We start from the raw sequence: 25,336 nt of genomic DNA on the forward strand, positions 1-25,336 counted from the left end.
CCGCCAGACGCCCCATTGCAAAGCCCAGCTCACACGAGCTGGGCTTTATGCATTGTGCTGTTGAACGGCGACACGGAAGCCTCCCCAAAGGGAGGCTTTTTTATGGGGCTTCAGCGTTGGTTGGGCGGGAAGCGGATGGTGAAGCTAGCGCCTTGTCCTAGCGCGCTGTCCAGCCGGATGTCGCCTTTCAGGATGGTGTGCACGATGTTGTGCACCATGGCCAGCCCCAGTCCCAAGCCGCTTTGTCCCATTTGCGTGGTGAAGAAGGGGTCGAACACCTTGTGTTGCAGCTCCGGCTCGATGCCCTTGCCGTTGTCTGAATAGCAGAGCAGCAGGGCATCTTCCTGCGCTTGCAGCCGGATGTCGATATGGCCGCGATCATGCCCGTCAAAGCCGTGGGCGAGGCTGTTGGCGATCAAGTGGGACAGGAGTTGCTCCAAAGCGCCTGGATAATTCTCGATTTGCAGGTCTTGCGGCGCTTCCAGCGTCAGTTGGATGTCCGGATAGTGCTCCGGCGGCAGCAAGGCTCGCGTTAGTTGAGCGAGGGTTTGAGCGGGCTTGAAGGCGCGCTTGGGCTGCGTGAGTTGATCGGAGGCGATCAGCTTGAAGCGGCCGATCAGGTCGCCGGCCAGCTCGCTGTTTCTTTGCAGCAGTTCGCTGGTTTCGACTGTCTTGCGCAGAAAATCTTGCAGATTTCCGCGCGAGAGCTGTTTGGCTTCATCGGCTTGAATGATGGACTTGAGGTCTGCGTGCAAGACCGAGGCGCTGAGCAGGATATTTCCTATCGGGGTGTTCAATTCGTGCGCCATGCCGGCGACCATGCGGGCGAGCGCCGTCTGTTTTTCCGCGATGCTGATTTGCTGCATGGCTTGCTTGAGCTCGGCGCTGCGCTTGGCGACGCGTTCTTCCAGGTGGCTGTTGAGTTGCTGCAGCTCGGATTCCGCCTGTTTGCGCCGGCTGATGTCGGAGTAGGTGCCTATCATGCGCGAGGGCCGTCCCTGCTCGTCGCGGCCCACCACCATGCCGCGGCTCAGCAGCCATATCCAGCCGTCTTGCGCGCGGAAACGGTGTTCCGAGGTGAAAGACCCTTCCGGCTGGCGCAGGTAGCGGCTGATCGCGGCCTCGACATCGGGCAGGTCGTCGGGGTGAATGCCGGTTTGCCACAGCTTGAACGCCTCGCTGTCCCGCTCGTCCAGTCCCAGCAGTTGTCGGCAGCGGGAGGACAGAAAGACAGTGTCGCCGGCGATATTCCAGTCCCAGACGCCGTCGCCGGCGCCTTCCAGCGCGAAATGCCAGCGCTCCTCGCTTTCACGCAGCGCCTGCAGCGCTTTTTGCTCTCCGGCTCGCAAAGATTCGAACTCCCGCCTGACCCGCTCGGCCTCGTCCGCGCGCAGGATGGCGTCTTCCTGTTCCCTGGCCTGATCGTGATACACCTGGTGCAGATCGCGCTCCACCATGGCGCGGAATTGGCCGAGCAATTGTTTGTGGGTCTGGCTATAGGGGTTTTCGGCCCGGTCGAGCACGCAAATGGTGCCGAACACGTCCTGATTGGGCCAGATCAGCGGCATGCCCAGGTAGGAGATCATGCCCAGTTTGATGTCGGGATTGTGATCCCAGTCCGGGTCTTTCAAGGCGTTGGGCACCAGCAGCTCCCTGCGGCTGCTCATCACGGTCTCGCAATACAGGCCGGTGTCGAGGTCGGCCAGCTCGTCTTCTTCGTAGGGGTTGCCCTGGCTATGGCTGGAGAGGAAGACCTTGATGCGCGGAGCCTGCTTTTGCATGATCAGCGCGGCGGGGATGTCGACGATTTTGGCCAGCAGATCCAGCACCTGCTGCCACTTTTCCGACAGATCGCGGCTGATGCTCAGGTTTTGGGTGTCGATCTTGATGGCCGGCATCGGGGGCTCCATGTTTTGCTAAGCGTTTTCATCTTTTTAGCATATGGGCCGATGCCGGCGGGGAACGGCGGCGTTTTAGCGCGCCTTGAACCGTTTACAGCATCAGGTTGAGCATGCGGTCGATGCGCACGCGGCTCAGACGGGTCAGCAGCTTCTTGATCTGCTCGGGATAGGTGCGCACGTCTTCCAGTTCGCGGTAGTGCAGCAGCTGCCGGCTGTGGCGCAGGATGTTTTCCTGTTCCTGTTGGTTCTGGTGCTTGAGTTCAGCCTTGGGGTCGCTGATCAGCAAGGCGTTTTCCATGTCCAGGCGGAAGGCGCGCGGATTGAGGTTGTTGCCGGTCAGCAGCATGTGGCGCTGGTCGCTGAACATGCCTTTGAGGTGATAGGTGTTGTCCCCGTCCTTCCACTGGTGCACGCGCAACTGGCCGGTGCCGATGTAATGGCGTTGGCGCTTGGCGAAGCGGCGCAAATTCATTTCGTAGAGATAGGGCAGCGCGCCGATGACGCGGAAGGGCTCGCTGGGCGGAATGTAGAAGTCGTTGGCGGTCTTGTCGCCGACGACGATGTCGATCTGTACGCCGCGGCGCAGCGCCTTGCTGATGGCGAGCACCACCGGCCGCGGAAAGTTGAAATAGGGGGTGCAGATGAACAGCGAGCTGCGGGTGTTGGCAATCAGTTCCAGAATCACCCGGTTGAGCGCGTTGCCCTTGCCGATGCCGACAATCGGGCTGACGCTGAGCTCGTCTTCCGCGCCGGCCTGGTTTTCAATCCGGTATTGGCTATGGCTGATCTTGTCGCGGAAGACGCGGATTTCCTTGCGGATGCTGCGGGTGGCCGGCGCCGGCTTGTCGAGCCGGAAGACGGCGGGGTCGTTGAAGAACTGCTCGTGCATATAGTCGGCCATGACGTCCGCCAGCGCCTGGTTGCGGATCAGGTGGTAGCGGTCGAAACGGTATTTGTCCAGCTTGTGCAAGTAGACGTTGTTGATGCTGGCGCCGCTGTACAGCACCTGGTCGTCGACAATCAGGCCTTTGAGGTGCAGCACGCCGAACAACTCGCGGGTTTGCACCGGAATGCCGTAGACGGGCACGTCAACGCTGTGCCGCAGCGCCTGGGCCCGATACCAGGAGGCGTTGCAGCTGTCCTGGCTCTCGCCGATGCGCCCGCGCTGGGCGCGGTGCCAGTCCACCATCACGCGGATGTCCAGCTGGGGCTGGCGTTGTTTGGCAGCGAACAGCGCGTCCAGCACTTCCTGACCGGCTTCGTCGTGCTCCAGATAGAGCGCGGCGATATAAATGCGGTGTCGGGCCTGCGCGATCGCTTCCAGCAGGCTAAGACGGAAGTCTGCGGTCTGGTGCAGGGTGGTGATGGCGTCGGCTTGCAGGCGAAGCTTGGGCAGCTGGGCCAGCAACGATCTTTTTAGCAGAAATGCCATGTAAGCGTTGGGTTTGACGTTTAATCGTGGAATCGTAGCATCGTTTTCGCCTCTTGGGGGAGTCCGCGCCTGCGCAATCCTTGCGCCAGCGCAGTTCCGGACGAAGTCGGGCCTTTGCCGGGCCGGCGATAGAGTCCATGGCAAGGCGGGGCGAAATGTGCAAAAATTCGTTCAACTAGATGAATTGCAGGTTTTCCAATGCTGGACCGGGACGGATACCGCCCCAATGTCGGAATCATCCTCATCAACGGCAAAAATGAGGTGTTCTGGGGCAAGCGAGTGCGAGAGCATTCCTGGCAGTTTCCGCAAGGCGGAATCAAGCCAGGCGAAAGTCCGGAAGCCGCGATGTATCGCGAGCTGCTGGAAGAGGTGGGTTTGCTGCCGCAACATGTGAAAATACTGGGACGCACCCGCGACTGGATGCGCTACGAGGTGCCCACCAATTGGGTGCGTCGGGAGTGGCGCGGCAGTTACAAGGGGCAGAAGCAGATTTGGTTTCTGCTGAAGCTGGTGGGGCGCGAGTGCGATGTCTGCCTGCGCGCCAGCAGCCACCCGGAGTTTGACGGCTGGCGCTGGAACGAATACTGGGCGCCGGTGGACGCGGTGATCGAGTTCAAGCGCGAGGTGTACGAGCGCGCGCTGGCCGAGTTGTCGCGCTTCCTGCGCGGGGTGGAGAGTCGGGAGGCCTATCTGGCCCGGCTTGGCCGCGCCCAGGAGCCGCATTGACGCGCCGCCGGGCGGCGGCGCCTGCGCGCGCGGCCTCGAAGCGACACGGCGGGCCTGGCCCGCTGTCTTTTTTTGCGCCGTGGCCTTGGCCGCGGCGTTTGGCGTAATTTGCTGAGCAACAAGATTCAAACATGACGCAACAATACGATGAGTCGTCGGTACGGGTGCTGAAAGGCTTGGAGCCGGTCAAGGAACGGCCGGGGATGTATACCCGCACCACCGACCCCACCCATATTTGCCAGGAAGTGATAGACAACGCCGCCGACGAGGCGCTGGGCGGCTTTGCGCGCAAGATCGCGGTGACGGTGCATCAGGACGGCTCGCTGTCGGTGGAAGACGACGGCCGCGGCATTCCGGTCGGCCTGCATCCGCAAGAAGGCGTGCCGGTGCTGGAACTGGTGTTCACCCGCTTGCACGCCGGCGGCAAATTCAACAAGAAGGACGGCGGCGCCTACGCCTTCTCCGGCGGTTTGCACGGCGTCGGCGTATCGGTGACCAATGCGCTGTCCACCCGGCTGGAGGTGGAGGTCAAGCGCGAGGGCGGCGTGCACCGCCTGGTGTTTTCCGGCGGCGACGTCATCGAGCCGCTGGCTCGGGTGGCGGATTGCGGCCCGCGCACCAGCGGCACCCGGGTCAGGGTGTGGCCGGACGGCAAGTATTTTGAAAGCCCGCGCTACTCCTTGCCGGAGTTGGAGCGTCTGCTGCGCGCCAAGGCGGTGTTGCTGCCCGGCGTGGCGGTCACCCTGGTGGTGGAGCGCCCCAGCGGCGACGAAGTCAAGGTTTGGCAGTACCCGGAGGGCTTGAAGAGCTATCTGGCGGAACTGTGCAACGGCGACGAGCCGGTGGCGCCCTTGTTCGCCGGCGAAGCCTATATCGGCGACGATCACGAGCAGTTCGCCAAGGGCGAAGGCGCGCAGTGGGCCATGGCCTGGTTCGAAGACGGCGCCAGCGGCGAAAGCTACGTCAACCTGATTCCGACCCCGGTGGGCGGCACTCACGAGGCCGGCTTGCGCGCCGGCGTGTTCGACGCGGTGAAGAGCTTCATCGACCACCACAATCTGTTGCCGCGCGGCGTCAAGCTGATGGCCGAGGATGTGTGGAGCCGCGTGCGCTTCGTATTGTCCGCCCGCGTGCTGGACCCGCAGTTTCAGGGGCAGACCAAGGACAAGCTGACCAGCCGCGACGCCTTGAAGCTGATTTCCGGCCTGGCGCGCGATCCGGTGGAGTTGTGGCTGAACCAGAACGTGGAGTCCGGCAAGAAAATCGCCGAGCTGGCGATACGCCAGGCGCAGTCGCGCTTGAAGTCGGTGAAGAAGGTGGAAAAGAAAAAAGGCTCCGGCGTGGCGGTGCTGCCCGGCAAGCTGACCGATTGCGAGAGCGAGGACATCGATCGCAACGAGCTGTTCCTGGTGGAGGGCGATTCCGCCGGCGGTTCCGCCAAGTTGGCGCGCGACAAGGAATACCAGGCCATCCTGCCCTTGCGCGGCAAGGTGCTCAACAGCTGGGAAACCGACAAGGATCAGCTGTTTTCCAATGCCGAGATTCACGACATCTCGGTGGCCATCGGCGTGGATCCGCATGGCCCTAACGACCGTCCTGACCTGTCCGGCCAGCGTTACGGCAAGATCGCCATCCTGTCCGACGCCGACGTGGACGGTTCCCACATCCAGGTGCTGTTGCTGACGCTGTTCTTCCGCCATTTCCCGCGCTTGATCGAAAACGGCAACATCTACGTGGCCCAGCCGCCGCTGTTCCGCGTGGACGTGCCGGGGCAGGGCAAGCATCGTCCTCCGCGCAAGCTGTACGCGCTGGACGAAGGCGAGATGACGGCCATTCTGGACCGGCTGCGCAGCGAAGGCGTGCGAGAAAACGCCTGGAGCATTTCCCGCTTCAAGGGCCTGGGCGAGATGAACCCGGAGCAGTTGAAGGACACCACGATGAATCCGGACACCCGCCGGCTGTCGCAGGTGCGGGTGCGCGTAGGCGAACTGGAGCAGACCCTGTCCACTTTCGTCATGCTGATGGGCAAGGGCGAGGCGTCCAGCCGCCGCAGCTGGATGGAGGCCAACGGCAACGCGGTCGAGGCCGACATCTGAGCGGCCGCGTCGGCGCTTCCGCTTGAAGGAAAGCCCCTGCGAGCCTTGCTTGCGGGGGCTTTTTCATTGCGGGCTATAGTGAGGCTAGGCGCGGCGTCTCAACTCAAGGGGAAAGGCATGGCCAAGCAATGGCGGGGACTGTTGGCGGGCTGGCTGGCGTTGCCCGCGCTGGCGGCCGGCTACCACTCTTCCAGCCAGGACATCGGCCCCTGGGGCGACGGAGCGAGCCAGGACGGCCTGGCGCCGCGTTTCATCCGCTTCGTCGCGCGGCAGGCGGGGCTGGCGCTGACCCAAGACGTTCGGCCTCTGCCGCGGGTGATAGAAGAACTGAAACAGGGCCGCAACGCCTTGGCGCTGGTGACCGCCTCGCCGGAGCGTTCGCGTTTCGCCGTGGAGTTGTGCCGGCCGGCGTCTATCCGCATCTCCGTGCTCTATCATCGCCGCGGCCTGGTGACGCCCATCGGCCCGTCTTGGTTCCGCCAGCGCAGCCTGGGCGTCCTGCGCGGCACTCATACCCTGGACGGCTTTATCGCCCAAAGCGGCGCAGCGCCGGTGGAGGTGTCGGACATGCCGCAGGGTTTTCGCATGCTGCAAGCCGGCCGGCTGGACGCGATGATGTGCGTGCGTCCCGGCTGCGGCCACGCGCTGCGGCAGATGGGCGGCAGCCTGCCCAATCTGACCGAATACGCGCATGGCGACGAACCGATGGCGCTCTACGTGTCCAAGCGCAGCGAGCTGGCGCGCGACGCCGCGATGCTGGGCAAACTGAAGGCCGCCTGTCTGTCCGCCGCCGGCAGGCGCGAAATGGCCGAATTGCTGACGATTTACGACTAAGGCGCTGTTCAAGGCCGTAGCGCAGACGCGCTACCGACATTGAACGGTTTCTAAGGCGCCGGGCTTACCAGACGCGCAACGTCTGACCGGTCTGCACGCCTTCCACGCTGCGCACATAGGCCAGCGCCGCGCGCGCCGCCGGCACCGCCTCGAAGCCGGGGAAGAAGTCCCGGTACTGCTCCCAGGATTCTTGCAGCACATTGGGGCTGACCACATTGATGCGACGCCCGCCGTCCAGTTCCGCCGCCGCGCCGCGGACAAAGCCCTCCAGCGCCGAGTTCACCGCGCTGGCGTTGCTGCCGAAGCGGATGGGCTGCTCGCTGACGATGCCGCTGGTCAGCGTGATGGAGCCGCCGGCGTTCAGATAGTGCTGGCCGATCAAGGCCAGTTCCACCTGGCCCATCAGCTTGTCCTTGAGGCCGACGCGGAACTGCTCGGCGCTCATTTCCGCCAGGGGGCCGAAATGCAGTTTGCCGGTGGCGCTGATGATGGCGTCCACCTTGCCTATGCGTTCGAACAGCGCGCGAATGCTGTCGCCGTCGGTCAGGTTCACCAGCGCGTCGCCGCGGCGGCTGCCGGCCTTGATCAGCTGATGATGGGACAGCGCCTGGCTGACGGCCTGGCCCAGCGTGCCGTGGGCGCCGACGATGAGAATCTTTTTCATGGGGGATCTCCCGGACAAGTACAAGACCCGGCCATTCTGCGCCCGCGCGGCGTCTTGATTAATCCGCTAAGATGAACAAGATTGAAAACTGTGAGTTATGAATGGCATGGATCGCCTATTGAGCATGGAGCTGTTCGTGGCGGTGGTGGAACGCGGCAGCTTCACCGCGGCGGCGGAGGCGCATGGTTTGTCCCAGCCTATGGTGGGCAAGCATATCGCCAGCCTGGAGCAGCGGCTGGGCGGCCGGCTGCTGGCGCGCACCACCCGCCGTCAGCAACTGACCGAACTGGGCTCGCACTATTTCCAGCGCTGCCAGTCCATTCTGGCGGAAATCCGCGCGGCGGAAAGCGGGGCCGAACTGATCAGCGGCGCGCCGCGCGGCGTGCTGCGTGTCAACGCCTCGGTGACTTTCGGCTCTCTGCGCCTGGCCGGCCTGCTGGCCGAGTTCATGCAAACCTATCCGGACATCACCGTGGACCTGAGTTTGTCCGACGAGCTGGTCGACTTGGTGGCCGACGGCTACGACGCCGCTTTTCGCATCGGCCGGCTGCCGGACTCCGGCCTGGTGGCGCGGCCCTTGCAGCCCTATCGGATGATGGTGGCGGCGGCGCCCGCCTATCTGGCGCGCAAGGGCGTGCCGCGCACGCCGGCGGATCTGGCCGCGCATGATTGCCTGGGTTTCTCACTGTGGCGCAAGGACGACGGCTGGGAATTGCTGGGCGCAGGCGAGTGGGCGCGCGCCAGCCGCTTTCAGTCCAATCACGGCCAGGCGCTGCGCATGGTGGCGCTGGCCGGCGGCGGCATCGTGCTGCAAGCCGAGGCCTTGCTGGGCGACGATGTGGCCGCCGGTCGGCTGGTGGAGGTGCTGCCGGGCTGTTTGCCGCCGCCCAAGCCCATGCATTTGATTTATCTGCAGGACCGCCGGCCTTTGCCCAAGCTGCGAGTGTTCATAGACTTCATTCTGGAGCGCCTGGGCGCGCTGTGAGTTTTATTGACAGGGCCTGTCAGCGATTTTCGTTTGAGCTGCGGCGCGCATCGGCGTAGCGTGGACGCATGGCTGATTTGACGAGAGGAAAGGGCATGGAAGCGGATGTGCGGACGCCCAGCCGGCGTGATTTGTTCGCCGGCTTTTTCTCGATCGGGCTGACCGGTTTCGGCGGCGTGTTGCCGCAGGCGCACCGGATGATGGTGCTGCGCCGTCGTTGGTTGAGCGAGGCGGATTTCGCCGTGGTGCTGGGCCTGGGGCAAGTGCTGCCGGGCCCCAATATCGTCAATGTCGCGGTGGCGGTGGGCAGCCGCTTTCACGGCGTGAGCGGAGCCTTGGCCGCCATCGCCGGCCTGTTGCTGGCGCCCATGGTCATCGTGCTGCTGCTGGCGTCCTTCTACGGCCATTATCGGCAACTGCCGCTGGTGCAGAATGTGTTGCACGGCCTGGCCTCCGCCGCCGCCGGCTTGATCGCGGCGATGGGGCTGCGGCTGCTGGCGCGCATCGAGCGCAAGTTGTGGTGCGCGCTGGTGGCGGCGCTGACTTTCTGCGCCTTGGGCGTCTTGCAACTGCCCTTGCTGTGGTCGCTGGCCTTGCTGGCGCCCGTCGCCATCGGCTTGGCCTGGCGCGACCGGCCGAAGGAGGGCGCGTGATACTGCTGACGCTGCTATGGCAGTTTTCCTTGTTGTCGCTGATGGCTGTGGGCGGCGCCAATGTGCTGATACCCGAGCTGCAACGCCTGGTGGTGGAGCAGGGCTGGATGAACGCGCGCGAGTTCGCCGCGCTGTTCGCCATCGCCCAGGCCGCGCCCGGCCCCAATGTGCTGGTGGTCAGTCTGATAGGCTGGCAGGTGGCCGGGGTGCCGGGCGCTCTGGTCAGCATGCTCGGCATTTGCGGCCCGTCGTCGGTGTTGAGTTATTACGTGGCGCGCTGGTGGCAGCGTTATCAGCAGGCGCCGCTGACCCGGGCAATCCAACGGGGACTGGCGCCGCTGACCATAGGGCTGGTGGCGGCCAGCGCCTGGCTGTTGAGCCAGGCGGCCAATGCCGACGCGGGCGCTTGGCTGCTGTGCGGCGCGGTGGCGCTGACGGCGTGGCGCACTGCGATCAATCCCTTGTGGCTATTGTCGGCCGGCGCTTTGCTGGGCGGCTTGGGCTGGCTCTAAGCAGCGGCTCAATGAAGCGCGGCTGACTTTGAACAGCGTCTAAGCGGCGGCCATAATGAACAGGGTTTTCTCGGGAGGGCGCGCATTGACGCGAATCTTGATGCTGCTGCTGTGCGTACTGGCGCTGCCGGCGCAGGGGCAAACTTTGTCTATCCGCTACGCGCTGGTGTCCGGAGAGCAAGACCCGCATCTGCCCTATATGCAGGCTTTGCTGCAACTGGCGTGCAGCGAGGCCAAACTCAGTTGCGAGCTGAGCAGCGCGCTGGACATGAATCAGGGGCGGGCGCTGGAGCAGATGGCGCACGGCGACGCCGGCGTGGATCTGTTCTGGGGCATGAGCAGCCGCGAGCGCGAACAGAAGGCCCTGCCGGTGCGGATTCCCCTGTACAAGGGCTTGATCGGCTGGCGCGTGCCGCTGGTGTCGCAAAAGCGCGCCCGGCTGTTTGAAAAGGCGTTCACGCTGGCGGATTTGAAGACGCTGAGCGCCGGGCAAGGGCAGGATTGGCCGGATACGCAGATTCTGCGCGCCGCCGGTTTGCCGGTGGTGGCCAGCCCCTTGTACCTGTCGCTGTTCGCCATGCTGCGTCAGGGGCGTTTCGACTATTTCCCGCGCAGCGTGATCGAGGTGGGCCAGGAGCTGGAGTCCGACGCCGCCAAGGGCCTGGTATTGGACCCTTACATTGTGTTGCACTATCCGGCGGCTTTTTATTTCTTCGTGTCGCCGCGCCGGCCGGAGTTGGCCCGTGCGCTGACTCAGGGCCTGGAAGCCGCAATCAAGGACGGCAGCTTCGACAAGCTGTTCCTGCGCTTCAACGGTCCGCGCCTGCGCGCCTTGAACCTGGCGCAGCGGCGCATCATCGAGCTGCCCAACCCCCTGCTGCCCAAGGAGACGCCGCTGCAGCGCAAGGAGCTGTGGTTCTATCCGCGTTGAGGGTCCAGCGGCAGCAAGTCCGTGAATACAAATCCATCCCGCTCCACCGTCTCGCCCACCGCGTGCGGCACCGGACGCAGGAACATCGGGCCGTCCCAGGCGAAGGAGTGGAATTCGCCGTATTCGCCGCAAGGGTCGGCGTCGGGCGGCAGCGCGTCCAGCAAGGCCTGGCCGAACTCGCGGCCGGCCAGTTCGCGCGGCAGCTTGCGCGGGTCCAGGCAGGTCAGCCTGGCCTTGAGCCCGCTGCGCAGCATGGTTTGCGCCAACTCGGCGGTGGACAGGCCCCATAGCGGGAAGAGCGGCGCGATGCCGCTGCCGGCCAGGTTCTGCTCGCGGTAGGCGCGCACGTCCTCCAGGAACAGATCGCCAAAGGCCATATGGCTGACGCCGTCTGCGCGGCAGGCGTTGACGAAGTCGGCCATCCGGCTGGCGTAATCCTCGTTGCCGCAAGGGTAGGGGATGGCCAGCTGGCGCAGCGGCAGACCCAGCGCCGCGGCCTGCGCCTGCAGCAGTTCCACCCGCACCGCGTGCATGGCCACGCGCTGGAAAGCCTGATTGACGGTGGTGAACAGGCCGACGACTTCGACGTCGGGATCTTGGCGCAGCACATGTAAGGCCCAGGCGCTGTCCTTGCCGCTGCTCCAGGACAAGAGTACGGTTTTCTTCATGGCGCACAGCTTAGCCGCGCGGAGGCGCGCCGCCAAGCGGGGGGACTGGGCCGGGGGACTCGGGTATAATGACGCTCTATTTTTTCGTCATTCAGGACTGATTGCCGCATGACCCAGCTCAAGAACGATACCTTCCTGCGCGCGCTGCTTGGCCAGCCCGTCGAATACACCCCGATCTGGATGATGCGCCAGGCCGGCCGCTATTTGCCGGAGTACCGCGCCACCCGCAGCCGGGCCGGCAGCTTCATGGGTTTGTGCACCAGTCCCGATTACGCCACCGAAGTCACCCTGCAGCCGCTGGAGCGTTTCCCGCTGGACGCCGCCATCCTGTTTTCCGACATCCTGACCGTGCCGGACGCCATGGGCCTGGGCCTGTACTTCGCCGAAGGCGAGGGCCCCAAGTTCGAGCGTCCTTTGCGCGATGAAGCCGCCGTCCGCGCGCTGACTGTACCGGCGCTGGACAAGCTGGGCTACGTCTTCGACGCGGTGTCCAGCATCCGCAAGGCGCTGGACGGCCGCGTGCCGCTGATCGGCTTCTCCGGCAGTCCGTTCACCCTGGCCTGCTACATGATAGAAGGCGGCGGTTCCGACGATTTCCGCCACGTCAAGGCCATGCTCTACAGCCGTCCGGAACTGCTGCATCACATCCTGGACGTGAACGCCCGCACCGTGATCGACTATCTGAACGCCCAGATCGACGCCGGCGCGCAGGCGGTGCAGATTTTCGACACCTGGGGCGGGGCGCTGACCCAGGCGGCTTATCGAGAGTTCTCGCTGGCCTATATGCGTCAGATCGTCGCCGGACTGAAGCGCGAGGCCGACGGCCGCCGCGTGCCGGTGATCGTGTTCACCAAGGGCGGCGGACAGTGGCTGGAAGAGATCGCGGCCATCGGCGCCGACTGCGTGGGCCTGGACTGGACCACGGATCTGGGCGCCGCGCGCGCCCGGGTGGGCGACAAGGTGGCCTTGCAGGGCAACTTCGATCCCAACGCGCTGTTCGCCGAGCCCGCCGCCATCGAGCGCGAAGTGGCGCGCATCCTGGCCAGCTACGGCGCCGGCAGCGGCCATGTCTTCAATCTGGGCCACGGCATCTCCCAGCACGTCAAACCGGAGCATGCCGGAGCCTTGGTGGACGCGGTGCACCGCTTGTCGCGCTCCTACCATGCCGCGGGCTGAAAAACCGCTTTCCAAGCCGGCGGCATGTTTTTGCCGTTCCGGCGTGATACCCCCCGGCGGGCGCACCAAGTTGGCGCGGGCCGGCGGGCATTAAAGCCGGCTTTATCAGTGTCTAAATCCGGCATCAAGCTGCTGTTAGCGCGGCCGGCGGAAAAGGATTTGTTTTTTCAACAGAAAATTTAACTTTTCCCCTGAGGCCGTCCGCGCGTCGTCGGGGTATCCTTACCTGTCCGGCCAATGGTTCTCCTGCGGCCGGATTGTATTTTTACACTGGGATGAACAAGGATATTGACAAGGCGAACCGTAGTCGTTCTCGGAGTTATGCACATTTGCTAGTCAGAGTTCAGGTTCTTGTCAAGCCGATTGCTCATGTTTTTTTGATCAATTTAAGTCTTTGAAAATAAAGAGAAAAATAATTGATTAATTTTTGCGCAATCTAACGGAAATGTTGATCTGGGGCCGTTTCGACCTCAAGGCGACAGCTTGTTCACAAAGTTATCCACAGCATCTGTGTACAGTGGCCGCAAAGCCTTGTCACAACAGCATTTGTCTTCGGGGGCGCGCCGGATGGGGCAGCAAAGCATCGTGCAAGTGGCCGTGGACGTGCCGCTGCCAGGTACGTTCAGTTACCTGACCCAGTTGTCTGTCATGGCCGGGCAAAGAGTGGCGGTTTCCTTCGGGCCGCGCCGGCTGTGTGGCGTGGTTGTCACGGATATACCTCAGCAGGGTATCGACCCGGCCAAGCTCAAGCCGCTGGAGTGCGTGCTGAGCGGACTGCCGCCGCTGCCGGCGGACTTTATGGCCCTGGTCCGCTTCGCCGCCGATTACTACCACCATCCGCTGGGGCAGGCGCTGTTCACCGCCTTGCCCACCGGTCTGCGCGAGCCCCGGGACATCGCCTTGCCGGATGAACGGCCGTACGCGCTGACGCCGCAAGGCGAGGCGGAAGCGCCGCCGGCCCGCCAGCGCGCCCGCTTGGCGCTGTGGCAGGCGCTGCAGGACGGCGCGTTGACGCTGGCCGCCGCCAAGGCGGTGACGCCGCAGGCGGGCAAGGTGCTGGCGGACTGGCTGGCGGACAAGAAGGTCCGCCGCGTGGAGCCGGAAGCCACGCCCTTGCGGGTGGCGGACAGTCCCGAACTGAACGAAGAACAACAGGCCGCGCTGGACGCCTTGCGCGGCCAGGCCGGCTACCAGCCCTGGCTGCTGCACGGCATTACCGGCAGCGGCAAGACCGAAGTCTATCTGCGGCTGATCGCCGACCAGCTGGCCGCCGGCCGCCAAGTGCTGGTGCTGGTGCCGGAAATCAATCTGACCCCGCAGCTGATCACGCGCTTCACCCAGCGCTTTCCGGACAGCCGCATCGCGGTGCAGCACAGCCATCTGGCCGACGGCGAGCGTCTGAGGGGCTGGCTGGACGGCTGGCAGGGGCGCGCCGACGTGATGATAGGCACTCGCTTGTCGGTGTTCACGCCGCTGCCGCGCCTGGGCTTGATCGTGGTGGATGAGGAGCACGACGGCTCCTTCAAGCAGCAGGACGGCTTGCGCTACCATGCGCGCGATCTGGCGATCTGGCGCGCGCGCCAGGCCGGCGTGCCCATCCTGCTGGGCTCGGCCACGCCCAGCCTGGAAACCATGGCCAATGTCGAGGCCGGCCGCTATCGCCGGCTGTCCCTGAGCCGGCGCGCTCACGGCGCGGCGCGGCTGCCGGAGGTGAAGCTGGTCGACGTGCGCAGGCAAAAGCTGGCCGAAGGCCTGTCCGAGCCGGTGATCCAGGCGTTGCGCCAACGCCTGGCGCGCGGCGAGATGAGCCTGGTGTTCATCAACCGCCGCGGCTTCGCGCCGGTGGTGGCCTGCACCGATTGCGGCTGGACCAGCGGCTGTCCGCGCTGCTCCGCCAAGCTGGTGGTTCATCTGTTGGAGCGCAAGCTGCGCTGCCACCATTGCGGTTGGGAAGAGGCGGTGCCGCGCGCCTGCCCGGATTGCGGCAATCCCGACATCAAACCCTTGGGCGAAGGCACCCAGCGGCTGGAGTCCGCGCTGACGCGCTTGTTTCCCGAGGCGCGCATCCTGCGCATAGACCGCGACACCACCAGCCGCAAGGAAGCCTGGGACGAAATCTATCGCAAGGTCCATGCCGGCGAGGTGGACATGCTGGTGGGCACCCAGATGCTGGCCAAGGGCCACGACTTCGGCACCTTGTCGCTGGTGGTGGCGCTGGGCGCGGACGGCGGTCTGTACTCCGCGGACTTCCGCGCCTCCGAGCGCTTGTTCGCGCAGCTGATGCAAGTGGCGGGCCGCGCCGGCCGCGCCGACGCTCCCGGCGAAGTGCTGATCCAGACTCAGTGGCCAGATCATGAGCTATACCAAGCGCTGACGCGCCACGATTTCGACGGCTACGCCAAGACCCTGCTGGACGAGAGACGCATCGCCGGCTTCCCGCCCTGCGCCTATCAAGCGCTGTTGCGCGCCGACAGTCCCAGTCTGGAACTGGCTACCGCCTTCCTGGCCGAAGTGCGCCGGCTGGCCGAGCCGCTGGCGGCGGAGGTGCTGATCGCCGGTCCGGCGCCGGCGCTGATGGCGCGGCTGGCCAATCGCGAACGTGCCCAGCTGGTGCTGGAAGCGCCGCAACGGCAGGCGCTGCACGCTTTTTTGAACCCATTGCTGCCGCAGGTGGAAGCGGCGGCCAAACGCCATGGACGCGGCCTGCGCTGGTCGCTGGACGTGGATCCGCAAGACATGTGATCGCCCAATGAAAGCAAAAACGAAACAAACCCTGACGGCGGCTTGTCTGCTGCTGTCGGCATGGCCGGCCTGCGCGCTGGACCTGCATGGCCTCAAGCCGGAGGAGGTGGCCGTCTGGGCCGCGCCGGTGGAAAGCGGCAAGACGCTGGCCGGCCACCGCGCCGACAGCGCGGTCAATCCGGCCTCCACCATGAAGCTGATCACCAGCTGGAGCGCGCTGAATCTGCTCAAGCCCGGTTATCGCTGGCATACCGGGCTGTGGTCCGCCGCTCCGCTGCGAGACGGCGCGCTGCAAGGCGACCTTTACTGGCTGGGCGCCGGCGACCCGCGCTTCAACAACGACAGCCTGCTCAATCTGCTGTACGGCCTGCGGTTGCGCGGCGTGCAACGGATAGACGGCAAGCTGGTGTTGGACAAGAGCGCCTTCAAGGGCGTGTCCAGCGCCCGCGACTTCGACGAAGACGCCGGCCGCGCCTTCACCGTGGAGCCGGACAGCCATCTGACCAATCTGAAAGTGGCCTGGCTCAATTTCTACGTCGACGCCGACGGCGCGCGCATGGCGCTGGACCCGCCGCTGGCCGGCGTCAGCGTCAACGCCAAGCTGCAGGCCGGCGGCCAGGGCGGCGCGAACGATTGCTCCGACGTGCGCCGCTACGTCAGCATCGCCAACGACGTGCGCTCGGTCACCGTCAGCGGCACCTTGCCGCCCAGTTGCGACGGCGCCAAGACCTTCGTCAACGTGTTGGACCACGACGCCTTCGCCAGTCAGGATTTCGCCGCCCTGTGGCAGGCGCTGGGCGGCGCCGGGCCCAAGGGCGCGGGGCTGGGGCGGGTGCCGGCCGGCGCGCGCGAACTGGCCGGTCACGATTCCCAGCCGCTGACCGTGGCGATCAGCGACATCAACAAATACAGCAACAACACCATGGCGCGCACCTTGTTCCTGACCTTGGGCAAGGAGGGCGGCGGCGGAGAGGACACCCGCGCCAACGCCGAGCACGCGGTGCGGCGTCTGCTGGCGGCCAACGCCATTTCCGATGAAACCCTGGTGCTGGAAAACGGCTCCGGCCTGTCGCGGCGGGAGCGGGTGAGCGCGCGCCTGATGGGGCAAGTGCTGCTCAACGCCGCGCGCGGCCCCTACGCCAGCGAATTCCTGGCCAGCCTGCCCATCGCCGGCGAGGACGGCACCTTGCGCAAGCGCTTCGCCGAGCAAGGGCCGCGGCTGCGGATGAAGACCGGCACCCTCAAGGACGTCAAGGCGCTGGCCGGCTACTGGCTGGGCGCGGACGGCCGCCGGCTGGCGCTGGCGGTGATCGTCAACAGCCCGCGCGCGCCGGAGATGGGCAAGGCGATGGACCAGATCGTCGCCGATCTGATCGACCGCTTCGAGGCGTCCAAGTAAGAACATGGCGGATTGACGGTTTCGGCGCGCGCGGCGGGAGTATACTATCGGGTTTTGCGCGCTCCTCGCCGGAGCGCCCGATTCCGCGAGAGCCATCGATGAAACCCGTAACCATGTATACCACCGCGGTGTGCCCCTATTGCATCCGCGCCAAGCAAATCCTCTCCGCCAAAGGCGTGGCCGAGATCAAGGAAATCCGCATCGATCTGGACCCGGTCGAGCGCGACAAGATGATGGATCTGACCGGCCGCCGCACCGTGCCGCAGATCTTCATCGGCGACGCCCACGTCGGCGGCTGCGACGACCTGGTGGCGCTGAACCAGGCCGGCAAGCTGGACCTGCTGCTGGCCGATTGAGCCGGCTTGCCCGCGATCAAACCGCGCGCTTGCGGGCGGTTGGCCCTGAACCGCTTTCGTGCGATGATGCAGGCCTGTTTTAACCATTCCAAAACCGGCCGCTTGCGAGCGGCCTCCGTGTGAGACAAAGAGATGAGCGAACAACAAGAGCTGCAGCCGGCGTTTTCCATCGAGAAAATTTATGTGAAGGACATGTCCCTGGAAGTGCCTAGCGCGCCGCAGGTGTTCCTGGAGCAAGAACAGCCGGAAATCGACATGCAGCTGGCCAGCGAAGGCAAACAGCTGGACGACGGTTTCTACGAAGTGACCCTGACCGTGACCGTGACCGCCAAACTGCCGGAAAAAACCATGTTCCTGTGCGAAGTGGGCCAGTCCGGCATCTTCCAGATCCGCAACGTGCCGGCCGAAGACATTGATCCCATCCTGGGCGTGGCTTGCCCCAACATCCTGTTCCCCTACGCGCGCGAAGCCGTGTCCAGCGTAGTGAACCGCGCAGGCTTCCCGCCGGTGCTGTTGTCCCCGATCAACTTCGAAGCCCTGTACATGCAGCAACGCGCGCAACAGGCCGAAGCCGGCAACGCCTGAGGCGACGCAAGCAATGAAACGCCTCGTATATCCGCTGGCGCTGAGCCTGGGCCTGCTGTCCCACGGCGCCGCCGCACTTGAGTTTCGCTCGGTGAAGGAAACCGGCGTGGCGCTGTACGAGGCGCCGACGCTCACCTCGAAGAAACTGTTCGTGGTGAGCCGCTATTACCCGGTGGAAGTGCTGAGCAGCCAGAAGGAATGGTCGCGGGTGCGCGACGCCACCGGCGGCATCGCCTGGATTCCGGCCGCCGCGCTGTCCAAGCAGCGCTGGTTGCTGATCACCGCCGACAAGGCGGAAGTGCGCGCCGCGCCGGCCAACGACGGCCCGCTGGCCTACACCGTGCCCAAGGACGGCGTGGTGGAGCTACAAGAGCCGCCCAAGGGCGGCTGGGTCAAAGTGCGCCACCGCGACGGCAGCATCGGCTATGCTCGTATTACCGACCTCTGGGGCTTGTAAGGGCTACGCATGAAACTGGCCATCCTGGGCGCTGGCGCATGGGGCACCGCCCTGGCCATCGCCTTCGCCCGTCACCATCAAGTCACGCTCTGGGCGCGCGACGCCAACCAGGTGGCCGAACTGGCCGCCAAGCGCGTCAATCAGCGCTATCTTCCCGATTGCCCGTTTCCGGACGCGCTCAAGCTGTCCGCGGAACTGCCGCGCGCCATCCACGACGCCGAACTCATCCTCATCGTCACGCCGATGGCCGGTTTGCGGCCCACCTTGCGGGCGCTGACCGCGCTGTCTTCGCAACTGCCGCCGCTGCTGTGGGCCTGCAAGGGCTTCGAGGCCGGCTCCAGCCTGCTGCCGCACCAGGTGGTGGCCGAGGAACTGCCGGCCAACCACCGCTGCGGCGTGCTGTCCGGCCCCAGCTTCGCCCGTGAAGTGGCCCAGGGCTTGCCGGCGGCGGCGGCCGTCGCCTCCGACGACGAAGCCTTCGCCCGGCAGGTGGCGCGCGATCTGCACAGCCCCTTGCTGCGTCTGTACGCCAACGCCGATCTGGTGGGGGTGGAAGTGGGCGGCGCGGTCAAGAACGTGATGGCCATCGCCACCGGCGTGGCCGACGGCCTGGAATACGGCATGAACGCCCGCGCCGCGCTGATCACCCGCGGGCTGGCGGAAATCACCCGGCTGGCCACCGCGCTGGGCGCTAGCCAGCACACCATGATGGGCCTGGCCGGCATGGGAGATTTGATACTCACCTGCACCGGCGCGCTGTCGCGCAACCGCCAGGTGGGCCTGAAGCTGGCCGAGGGCAAGCCCTTGCAGCAAGCGCTGCAGGAGCTGGGCCATGTCGCCGAAGGCGTGGCCACCGCCCGCGAAGTGCTGACCATGGCGGAGCGGCTGGAAGTGGACATGCCGATCACCGCCGCGGTCTGCGGCCTGCTCTACCAGGGGCATGATCCGCAGCGGGTGGTGCAGGAGTTGCTGAGCCGTTCGCCCAAGTCGGAGGCGGGCGACTTGTTGCAGTAGTTCCCCCGGTTTGATTGAGTGCGACAACAGCCGCCTTGGCGGCTGTTTTTTGTCCTTGCGGCGAGCGCGCCCTTCCTTTTGCCCGAGTCGATGGGGCCTAGGGCGAGAGGCTGGCTGCTTTTGTTGGATACCTTGCTTGAATCTGAGAATGCAGAATACTTTTCCGTTTGTTGAAGAAACGCGTTTTGGCAATTGGTTCCTGAATACGGCCACCTGGAAAGTGCATGTGCTGCGGCGCGCGCTGAACGATCTGGAGCGGATGATGCCGCCGCGGCGCGCGTTTGCCCGGGTGCTGGACGTGGGGTGCGGGTTTGGACATTCCTTTGACGAATTGGCCCGCCGATTCGCGCCGGACGAGATCGTGGCGCTGGACGCGGACCCGGACATCGAGAAGCGGGCGCGTCCGGCCGCCGATCGTTGCTCGAGCGCAGTGACGCTGGCCTTCGGCAACGCTTCGCGCATGGAGTACGCCGACGAGAGCTTCGACATGGTGTATTGCCATCAAAGCTTCCATCATCTGGTGGAGCAGGAGGCGGCGATGCGGGAGTTTTTCCGGGTGCTAAAGCCGGGCGGGGTGCTGCTGTTCGCCGAATCGACCAAGCGCTACATCCACTCGCTGCCTATCCGTTTGTTGTTCCGTCATCCGATGGACATCCAGAAAACCGCGGACGAATACCTGGGCTTGTTGCGCGGAGCCGGTTTCGAGCTGCCGGCCGCGCGCGTGTCCATGCCCTATTTGTGGTGGAGCCGGCCGGACTTGGGCGCGCTGGAGTGGTTTGGCTTCAAAGTGCCGCAGAAGCGCGAGGAAACGCTGGTCAACGCGGTGGCGATCAAACCGGCCGTTTAATTCCGCGGGTGCGTTTTTGTTGCGCTTGCGACAAAATGGGACGGATTCGTAACCATTGTTTAATGCCGTATGCTTGTTTGCTTGTTGGCTGAGTGTGAACAATTTAGAATACGCTCCTTTTTTTGATTGACAGGCTTGTGGATGGCGGAAGTGACAATGAGCGGCGAACCGACGTTGGCGATACAGCGTTGGGCGGCTTGGATGCCGGGCCGCGAGTCGGCCGCCGACTGGGCGCAACGGCCGTTGCAGGCGGCCGAGGCGCCCATTGCGTATCCGGACTGCCGTTTCGTCGACGCGGCGCAGCGGCGGCGCTTGAGTCCGCTGGCGCGCATCTGTCTGCATTTGGCCCAAGCGTGCGCGGCGGACGCGCCGGCGGCGAAGCTGGTGTTCGCCTCTCGCCACGGCGAGGTCAACCGCACGCATTTGATGCTGGAAGACATCGCGGCGGACTCTCCGGTTTCCCCCACGGTGTTCGGGCTTTCCGTGCATAACGCGATTGCCGGCACGCTGTCCTTGTTGCGGCGCGACGAGTCGGCGGCGACGGCGGTGGCCGCCGGAGAACGCACATTGGGCTACGGCCTGCTGGAGGCGGCGCTGACGGCGGCGGAAGACCCCGCGCAACCGGTGCTGCTGCTGTTCGCGGATCTGCCCCTGCTTCCGTTCTATCAAGGCGCCGACGACGCACTGGACCAACCCCAGGGCTTGGCCTTGCTGCTGCGGGCCGGCGCGCCGCGCTGGAGTTTGCGGCAGGACGCGCGCGCGCGCGCGCCGGAAGGCTGGCCGCCGCCGGCCTGGCTGGCGCACGGGCTGGCCGGCGGACGGACGCAGCTGGAACTGAACGGCTGGAGGCTGAGCCGTGAAGGGGCTTAGTTACGGCTGGCGCTTGCTGATGACGGCCTTGGCCTTCTCCTTGTTCAGCGAGGGCGCTTTGCTGCTGACGCTGGTGGTGTTTCCGGCCTTGCGTCTGGTGCCCAATCGCAACGGCCGCCGCCAGCGGCTGGCGCGGGCCATCATCCAGCGCGCTTTCGCCTTGTTCATCGGCTTCATGCGCCTCAGCGGCATCATGAGGCTGAGCATGAGCGGCGAGGGGCGGCTGGAACAGGCGCGGGGCACGCTGGTGCTGGCCAATCATCCGACGCTGATCGATGTGGTGGCGATCATCGCCCGCATGCCCAACGCCAATTGCGTGGTCAAGGCCGCGCTGTGGGACAGCCCCTTTCTGGGCGGCGTGGTGCGCGCTGCCGGCTATATCCGCAACGACGATTCCGGGAGCTTGATCGCGGATTGCGCCGCCTCGCTGCGACGAGGCGACAATTTGCTCATCTTCCCGGAGGGAACGCGCACCGTGCCCGGGCGCGAACTCAAGTTTCAACGCGGCGCCGCCCATATCGCGCTGGCGGCTCAGGCTCCCATTCTGCCGGTGACGCTGAGTTGCAGCCCGTCCACGCTGACCAAGGACAAGCGTTGGCATCAGATCCCGCCGCGGCGTTTCGACTTCGGCCTGGACGCCGGCCGGCCGCTGGCCCTGGCGGAACTGTTGCCGGCCGAGACGCAGCCGTCGCTGGCCTCCCGCCGTTTGAGCGAGGCCTTGCAAGATTATTTCAGCCAAACATTGGCAAGGAAGGAAAGCTGGACATGAGTGCGCTGGAACATGAAATCAAGTTGTTGATCATTTCGGCCCTGGAACTGGAAGACATGGGCGCCGAGGATATCGACGCCGAAGCGCCGTTGTTTGGCGAAGGACTGGGCTTGGATTCCATCGACGCGCTGGAATTGGGCGTGGCATTGAAAAAGACATACAAGGTGAAGCTGGAAGCCAACGACCCCGCCACCAAGGCGCATTTCGCCTCGGTGGCCAGCCTGGCTCGCTTTGTCGCAACGCAACAGGAAGCATGAGAATGACCCGTGAGCAAATTCTGAATGAACTGAGGATCATTCTGCAGGACACTTTCGAAATCGAGCCGGAGCGTGTGACGGCGGAGGCCAATCTGTTCGTCGATCTGGAGCTGGACTCGATCGACGCGGTGGACCTGGCGATCAAGCTGCAGCAACTGACCGGCAAACGCATCAAGCCGGATGGATTCAAAACGGTGCGGACCGTGGATGACGTGATCACCGCGGTCGAGCAGCTGCTGGCCGCCTGAGATGCCGGCGACGCGCCTGTTGGCGGTGCTGGGCGCTTGTTGTTATCCGCTCGCCGTTTTTCTGGGCCTGCAATATTTTCCGCCCCGCGCGGTGGGCGCCGCCTTGCTGCTGCTGTTCTTGCTGCGCTACCGGCGGCAAAGCCGCGCGCTGTGGCGAGACCTGGCCGCGGCCCAGCGCGGCGCCTTGCTGGGCATGATCGTCTTGTCCGCCCTGGTGGCCCTGACCGGCAGCGCCTTGCTATTGCGTTTGACGCCGGCGTTCATCAGCCTGTCCATGCTGTGGGTGTTCGCCCACTCGCTGCGTCATCCGCCCACGATGATTGAGCGCTTCGCCCGTCAGATCACGCCGGACTTGCCGCCGGAAGGCGTGGCCTACACCCGGCGCGTGACCCGCGTCTGGTGCGGGTTTTTCGTTTTCAACGCCGCGGCGGCCCTGTACACCGCCTTGCCGGCGGGGCAGGACTTCTGGCTCTGGTACAACGGCCTGGCGTCCTATCTGTTGATGGGCGCCTTGTTCGCCGTCGAATGGCTGTATCGGCGCTGGCGCTTTCCCGAGGCGCGGGCATGAGCGCGCTGGCTCTGGAGAGCGTGTTGATCGGCGGCCGCGACCCGGACAGGGTGGCGGCTTTGCGCGACGGGCGGCCCTTGACGTGGCGCGACTTCAGCGACGCGGTGGCCGGCGTGGCCGCCACGCTGGAGCCCGGCCGGCGTTATGCGCTGATCGCCGCGGACGCCTGGCTGTTCGCCGTCGCGCTGTTTGCGGTTTGGCGCGCGGACGCGGAGGCGATGGTGCCCAACAACGCCTTGCCCGCCACCTTGAACGGGCTGGCGGAGTCTTTCGACGAGGCGCTGGACGACGCCGCGCTGCGGGCGCGGATGGCTTCGCCGGGCGCGCCCGCAGCGGCGCGCCTGCTGGACGGCGAGCGCTGCCGGCTGACCTTGTTCACCTCCGGCTCCACCGGCGAGCCCAAGTCCATCGTCAAGCGCCTGCGGCAGCTCTCGGCCGAGGTGGCGGTGCTGGAGCGCAGTTTCGGCGCGCAAGCCGGCGACGCCTGCGTGCTGGCGACGGTGCCGCATCATCATATTTACGGGCTGCTGTTCCGTCTGCTGTGGCCGTTGAGCGCCGGCCGGGTCTTCGAAGTGTCGCCGCATTTCCTGCCAGAGGATTTGCTGGAGGCCGCCGCGGGCTTGGGCGAGGTGACCCTGATCGGCAGCCCGGCGCAGCTGTCTCGGCTGCCCGAGCTGATCGACCTGCCGGCCTTGCTGTCCCGCACGCGGCTGTGCGTGTCTTCGGGCGGCCCGCTGCCGGCTGACGCCGCCGCGGCGTTTGCCGCGGCCGGGGGCCAGGCGCCGCTGGAGATCTTCGGCAGCACCGAGACCGGCGGCGTGGCCTGGCGCCGTCAAAGCGACGGCGACCGCGCCTGGACGCCGCTGCCCTCGGTGCGCTGCTCCGTCGGCGAGGAAGGCGCGTTGCGGATCGTGTCGCCCTTCCTGCCCGACGACGCGCCCTGGCTGGCGTCGGACGCCGCCGAGTTTTTGCCGGACGGCCGCTTTCTCTTGCAAGGCCGGCGCGATCGCGTGGTGAAACTGGCGGAAAAAAGGCTGTCGCTGGGCGAGCAGGAACAAAGACTGGCCGATCATCCGTGGCTGGACGCCGCCGCGCTGCTGGTGTTGCCGGCGCGGCGCGACACGCTGTGCGCCGTCGTCGCGCTGTCGGCGCAGGGGAGGGCGCAACTCGCCGCCCTGGGCAAGTTGGCGACGCAGCAGGCGCTGCGGCGCTATCTGGCGGCCTGGTACGAGCCGGTGCTGTTGCCGCGTCGCTGGCGCTTTGTCGATGTTCTGCCGCAGACCGAACGCGGCAAGCCGGACCGAGCGGCGATGCCGGGATTGTTTTGAATTGGAAGGTATTGGCGCAATGACCCCCTCGCAGGCTTTCACGCCCCCTTATTCCGTGTTGGAACAGACGGAGGACGCCTGCCGCGTGTCCATCCCGCTGGCGGCGGACGCGGCCTGCTTTGACGGCCATTTTCCCGGCTTCCCGGTACTGCCCGGCGTGGTGCAGCTGCATTGGGCGGCGCGCATCGCCGCCCGGACCCTGGGCAGCGCCGGCGTTTTCGCCGGCATGGATCAGATCAAATTCACCGGCATCGTCCGACCGGGCGACGCCTTGGAACTGGTGTTGCAACTGGACGCGGCCAATGGCCGCCTGAATTTCGTCTATGAAGTGGCGGGCCGGAAAATGTCTTCCGGCCGGCTGCGGATGCAAGCGCAATGAGCTTCCGTCCCTGTCTGATCATTCCCTGCTACAACCACGGCTCCACCATGGGCGGAGTCTTGGAGCGGCTGCGGCCTTACGGCGTGCCTGCCTGGGTGGTGGACGACGGCAGCGAGGAAGCCACCCGGCAGACGCTGGAGGCGCTGGCGCGCGCGGAGCCCTGGGTGCGTCTGCTGCGTTTGCCGCGCAACGGCGGCAAGGGCGCCGCGGTCATGCATGCGATGCGGCTGGCCTACCGAGAAGGCTACAGCCACGCTTTGCAAGTGGACGCGGACGGTCAGCACGCGTTGAGCGACGTGCCGCGTTTTTTGGCGCGGGCGGCGGAGCGGCCCGACGCGGTGATCGCCGGCCGTCCCTTGTACGACGCCAGCGTGCCCAAAGCTCGTCTATACGGCCGCTATCTGACCCATTTCTGGGTCTGGATTGAAACGCTGTCCTTCGATATCGCCGATTCCATGTGCGGCTTCCGCTGCTACCCGTTGGCGGCGACGGAGGCTTTGCTGCGGCGAACCCGCATTCCGCGGCGGATGGATTTCGACATCGAGATCATCGTGCGTCTGCATTGGGCCGGCGCGCCGGTGCTCAACCTGCCGACCAGGGTGACGTATCCGAGCGGCGGCCTCTCCCATTTCGACGCCCTGCGCGACAATGCCCGCATCAGCCTGATGCACACCCGGCTGGCCTTGGGCATGCTGCCGCGCGCGCCGCGCTTGCTGCGCCGTCGCTGGCGCGAGGCGCGCGCATGAGCTGGGCGGCCACCGCGGAGCGCGGCTCGCTGCTGGGCATGAAAATCCTGCTGGGCTTCTACCGCCTGCTGGGCGCGCGCTCGGTGCGGCTGCTGCTCTATCCCATCGTCGCCTATTTCTTTCTCACCGGCCGCGCCGCGCGCGTTGCCTCAAGGGATTTTCTGCGGCGCGCGCGCGCCGCCCACGGCGTTTC

Annotated in this window: 27 protein-coding genes and 1 pseudogene; 24 read left to right on the plus strand and 4 right to left on the minus strand. The window is 65.5% G+C overall.

The window, feature by feature from the left end; all coding sequences use genetic code 11:
• Window positions 1-110: 110 nt before the first annotated feature.
• Both ACODSD_RS23445 and pssA read right to left on the minus strand, forming a co-directional pair.
• Complete coding sequence (locus tag ACODSD_RS23445) at window positions 111-1,898, minus strand: GAF domain-containing sensor histidine kinase (protein WP_488878468.1); 1,788 nt, start codon at window positions 1,896-1,898, stop codon at window positions 111-113.
• Between the two features lie 94 nt (window positions 1,899-1,992).
• Complete coding sequence (gene pssA / locus ACODSD_RS23450; protein WP_227104680.1) at window positions 1,993-3,333, minus strand: CDP-diacylglycerol--serine O-phosphatidyltransferase; 1,341 nt, start codon at window positions 3,331-3,333, stop codon at window positions 1,993-1,995.
• Window positions 3,334-3,531: 198 nt separating this feature from the next.
• Here pssA and ACODSD_RS23455 point away from each other — a divergent pair, with 198 nt between their 5' ends.
• The 3 genes from ACODSD_RS23455 (at window position 3,532) to ACODSD_RS23465 (ending at window position 6,989) form a co-directional block, all read left to right on the plus strand.
• A complete protein-coding gene (locus ACODSD_RS23455; protein WP_019103838.1) occupies window positions 3,532-4,059 on the plus strand; it encodes an RNA pyrophosphohydrolase in 528 nt (175 codons plus the stop codon).
• A gap of 131 nt (window positions 4,060-4,190) precedes the next feature.
• Window positions 4,191-6,155, plus strand: coding sequence for a DNA topoisomerase IV subunit B (parE, locus tag ACODSD_RS23460; RefSeq protein ID WP_107800332.1), 1,965 nt, complete (start codon window positions 4,191-4,193; stop codon window positions 6,153-6,155).
• Window positions 6,156-6,272: 117 nt separating this feature from the next.
• Window positions 6,273-6,989, plus strand: coding sequence for a substrate-binding periplasmic protein (locus ACODSD_RS23465; RefSeq protein WP_235087065.1), 717 nt, complete (start codon window positions 6,273-6,275; stop codon window positions 6,987-6,989).
• A gap of 64 nt (window positions 6,990-7,053) precedes the next feature.
• Here the strand turns inward: ACODSD_RS23465 and ACODSD_RS23470 are convergent, their stop codons facing one another.
• On the minus strand, window positions 7,054-7,653 hold the full coding sequence (locus ACODSD_RS23470; protein ID WP_235087068.1) for a short chain dehydrogenase: 600 nt from the start codon (window positions 7,651-7,653) through the stop codon (window positions 7,054-7,056).
• A gap of 106 nt (window positions 7,654-7,759) precedes the next feature.
• Here ACODSD_RS23470 and ACODSD_RS23475 point away from each other — a divergent pair, with 106 nt between their 5' ends.
• The 4 genes from ACODSD_RS23475 (at window position 7,760) to ACODSD_RS23490 (ending at window position 10,734) form a co-directional block, all read left to right on the plus strand.
• Window positions 7,760-8,638 carry a LysR family transcriptional regulator gene (locus tag ACODSD_RS23475; protein ID WP_107801931.1) on the plus strand — a complete coding sequence of 293 codons (879 nt, stop codon included), beginning with the start codon at window positions 7,760-7,762 and terminating at the stop codon, window positions 8,636-8,638.
• A 95-nt stretch (window positions 8,639-8,733) separates the two neighbouring features.
• Window positions 8,734-9,291, plus strand: a complete 558-nt coding sequence (locus ACODSD_RS23480; RefSeq protein WP_235087073.1) for a chromate transporter — start codon at window positions 8,734-8,736, stop codon at window positions 9,289-9,291.
• The gene (locus tag ACODSD_RS23485) at window positions 9,288-9,803 is read left to right on the plus strand and encodes a chromate transporter (protein WP_227104672.1); all 516 of its coding nucleotides are present in this window, start codon (window positions 9,288-9,290) and stop codon (window positions 9,801-9,803) included. The genes ACODSD_RS23480 and ACODSD_RS23485 overlap by 4 nt, the downstream gene beginning before the upstream one ends.
• Window positions 9,804-9,888: 85 nt before the next feature.
• Entirely contained in the window at window positions 9,889-10,734 is an 846-nt protein-coding gene (locus ACODSD_RS23490) for a substrate-binding periplasmic protein (protein ID WP_235087075.1), read from the plus strand.
• On the opposite strand, the gene ACODSD_RS23495 is transcribed toward ACODSD_RS23490, so the two are convergent.
• Entirely contained in the window at window positions 10,722-11,402 is a 681-nt protein-coding gene (locus ACODSD_RS23495; protein WP_235087077.1) for an adenine nucleotide alpha hydrolase, read from the minus strand. The two genes, ACODSD_RS23490 and ACODSD_RS23495, sit on opposite strands and share 13 nt — an antisense overlap.
• A 108-nt stretch (window positions 11,403-11,510) precedes the next feature.
• Between ACODSD_RS23495 and hemE the strand changes: the two genes are divergently transcribed.
• The 17 genes and pseudogenes from hemE to ACODSD_RS23580 form a co-directional block, all read left to right on the plus strand.
• Complete coding sequence (gene hemE / locus ACODSD_RS23500; RefSeq protein ID WP_107800326.1) at window positions 11,511-12,578, plus strand: uroporphyrinogen decarboxylase; 1,068 nt, start codon at window positions 11,511-11,513, stop codon at window positions 12,576-12,578.
• Between the two features lie 567 nt (window positions 12,579-13,145).
• Entirely contained in the window at window positions 13,146-15,320 is a 2,175-nt protein-coding gene (locus tag ACODSD_RS23505; protein WP_235087082.1) for a primosomal protein N', read from the plus strand.
• A gap of 7 nt (window positions 15,321-15,327) precedes the next feature.
• A complete protein-coding gene (gene dacB, locus ACODSD_RS23510) occupies window positions 15,328-16,719 on the plus strand; it encodes a D-alanyl-D-alanine carboxypeptidase/D-alanyl-D-alanine endopeptidase (RefSeq protein ID WP_235087084.1) in 1,392 nt (463 codons plus the stop codon).
• Between the two features lie 98 nt (window positions 16,720-16,817).
• Window positions 16,818-17,075, plus strand: a complete 258-nt coding sequence (gene grxC, locus ACODSD_RS23515; RefSeq protein ID WP_107800323.1) for a glutaredoxin 3 — start codon at window positions 16,818-16,820, stop codon at window positions 17,073-17,075.
• A 132-nt stretch (window positions 17,076-17,207) separates the two neighbouring features.
• On the plus strand, window positions 17,208-17,660 hold the full coding sequence (secB, locus tag ACODSD_RS23520; RefSeq protein ID WP_107800322.1) for a protein-export chaperone SecB: 453 nt from the start codon (window positions 17,208-17,210) through the stop codon (window positions 17,658-17,660).
• Window positions 17,661-17,673: 13 nt separating this feature from the next.
• Window positions 17,674-18,117, plus strand: coding sequence for an SH3 domain-containing protein (locus ACODSD_RS23525; protein ID WP_107800321.1), 444 nt, complete (start codon window positions 17,674-17,676; stop codon window positions 18,115-18,117).
• 9 nt (window positions 18,118-18,126) lie between these two features.
• Window positions 18,127-19,131: an NAD(P)H-dependent glycerol-3-phosphate dehydrogenase gene (locus ACODSD_RS23530; protein WP_227104668.1), complete on the plus strand. Its 1,005-nt coding sequence runs from the start codon at window positions 18,127-18,129 to the stop codon at window positions 19,129-19,131.
• Between the two features lie 148 nt (window positions 19,132-19,279).
• Window positions 19,280-19,978 (plus strand): class I SAM-dependent methyltransferase, encoded by a 699-nt coding sequence (locus ACODSD_RS23535; RefSeq protein ID WP_235087086.1) that lies wholly within the window; start codon window positions 19,280-19,282, stop codon window positions 19,976-19,978.
• Between the two features lie 141 nt (window positions 19,979-20,119).
• Window positions 20,120-20,848 (plus strand): beta-ketoacyl synthase chain length factor, encoded by a 729-nt coding sequence (locus ACODSD_RS23540; protein WP_488878469.1) that lies wholly within the window; start codon window positions 20,120-20,122, stop codon window positions 20,846-20,848.
• Window positions 20,835-21,617 carry a lysophospholipid acyltransferase family protein gene (locus ACODSD_RS23545; RefSeq protein WP_488878470.1) on the plus strand — a complete coding sequence of 261 codons (783 nt, stop codon included), beginning with the start codon at window positions 20,835-20,837 and terminating at the stop codon, window positions 21,615-21,617. The genes ACODSD_RS23540 and ACODSD_RS23545 overlap by 14 nt, the downstream gene beginning before the upstream one ends.
• A complete protein-coding gene (locus tag ACODSD_RS23550; RefSeq protein WP_166451945.1) occupies window positions 21,614-21,874 on the plus strand; it encodes a phosphopantetheine-binding protein in 261 nt (86 codons plus the stop codon). Before ACODSD_RS23545 ends, ACODSD_RS23550 begins: the two co-directional genes overlap by 4 nt.
• Window positions 21,875-21,876: 2 nt before the next feature.
• The gene (locus ACODSD_RS23555; RefSeq protein ID WP_166451946.1) at window positions 21,877-22,122 is read left to right on the plus strand and encodes an acyl carrier protein; all 246 of its coding nucleotides are present in this window, start codon (window positions 21,877-21,879) and stop codon (window positions 22,120-22,122) included.
• Between the two features lies 1 nt (window position 22,123).
• Complete coding sequence (locus tag ACODSD_RS23560) at window positions 22,124-22,690, plus strand: COG4648 family protein (protein ID WP_488878471.1); 567 nt, start codon at window positions 22,124-22,126, stop codon at window positions 22,688-22,690.
• Window positions 22,687-24,018, plus strand: coding sequence for an AMP-binding protein (locus ACODSD_RS23565; protein ID WP_488878472.1), 1,332 nt, complete (start codon window positions 22,687-22,689; stop codon window positions 24,016-24,018). The genes ACODSD_RS23560 and ACODSD_RS23565 overlap by 4 nt, the downstream gene beginning before the upstream one ends.
• A gap of 19 nt (window positions 24,019-24,037) precedes the next feature.
• A complete protein-coding gene (locus ACODSD_RS23570; RefSeq protein WP_166451949.1) occupies window positions 24,038-24,397 on the plus strand; it encodes a 3-hydroxyacyl-ACP dehydratase FabZ family protein in 360 nt (119 codons plus the stop codon).
• Window positions 24,394-25,143 (plus strand): glycosyltransferase family 2 protein, encoded by a 750-nt coding sequence (locus ACODSD_RS23575; protein ID WP_235087101.1) that lies wholly within the window; start codon window positions 24,394-24,396, stop codon window positions 25,141-25,143. Before ACODSD_RS23570 ends, ACODSD_RS23575 begins: the two co-directional genes overlap by 4 nt.
• Window positions 25,140-25,336 (plus strand): annotated as a pseudogene (locus ACODSD_RS23580) (LpxL/LpxP family acyltransferase); the annotation flags it as partial. The gene ACODSD_RS23575 and the pseudogene ACODSD_RS23580, both read left to right, overlap by 4 nt.

It is taken from the genome of Chromobacterium sp. FG22 (assembly GCF_057809415.1).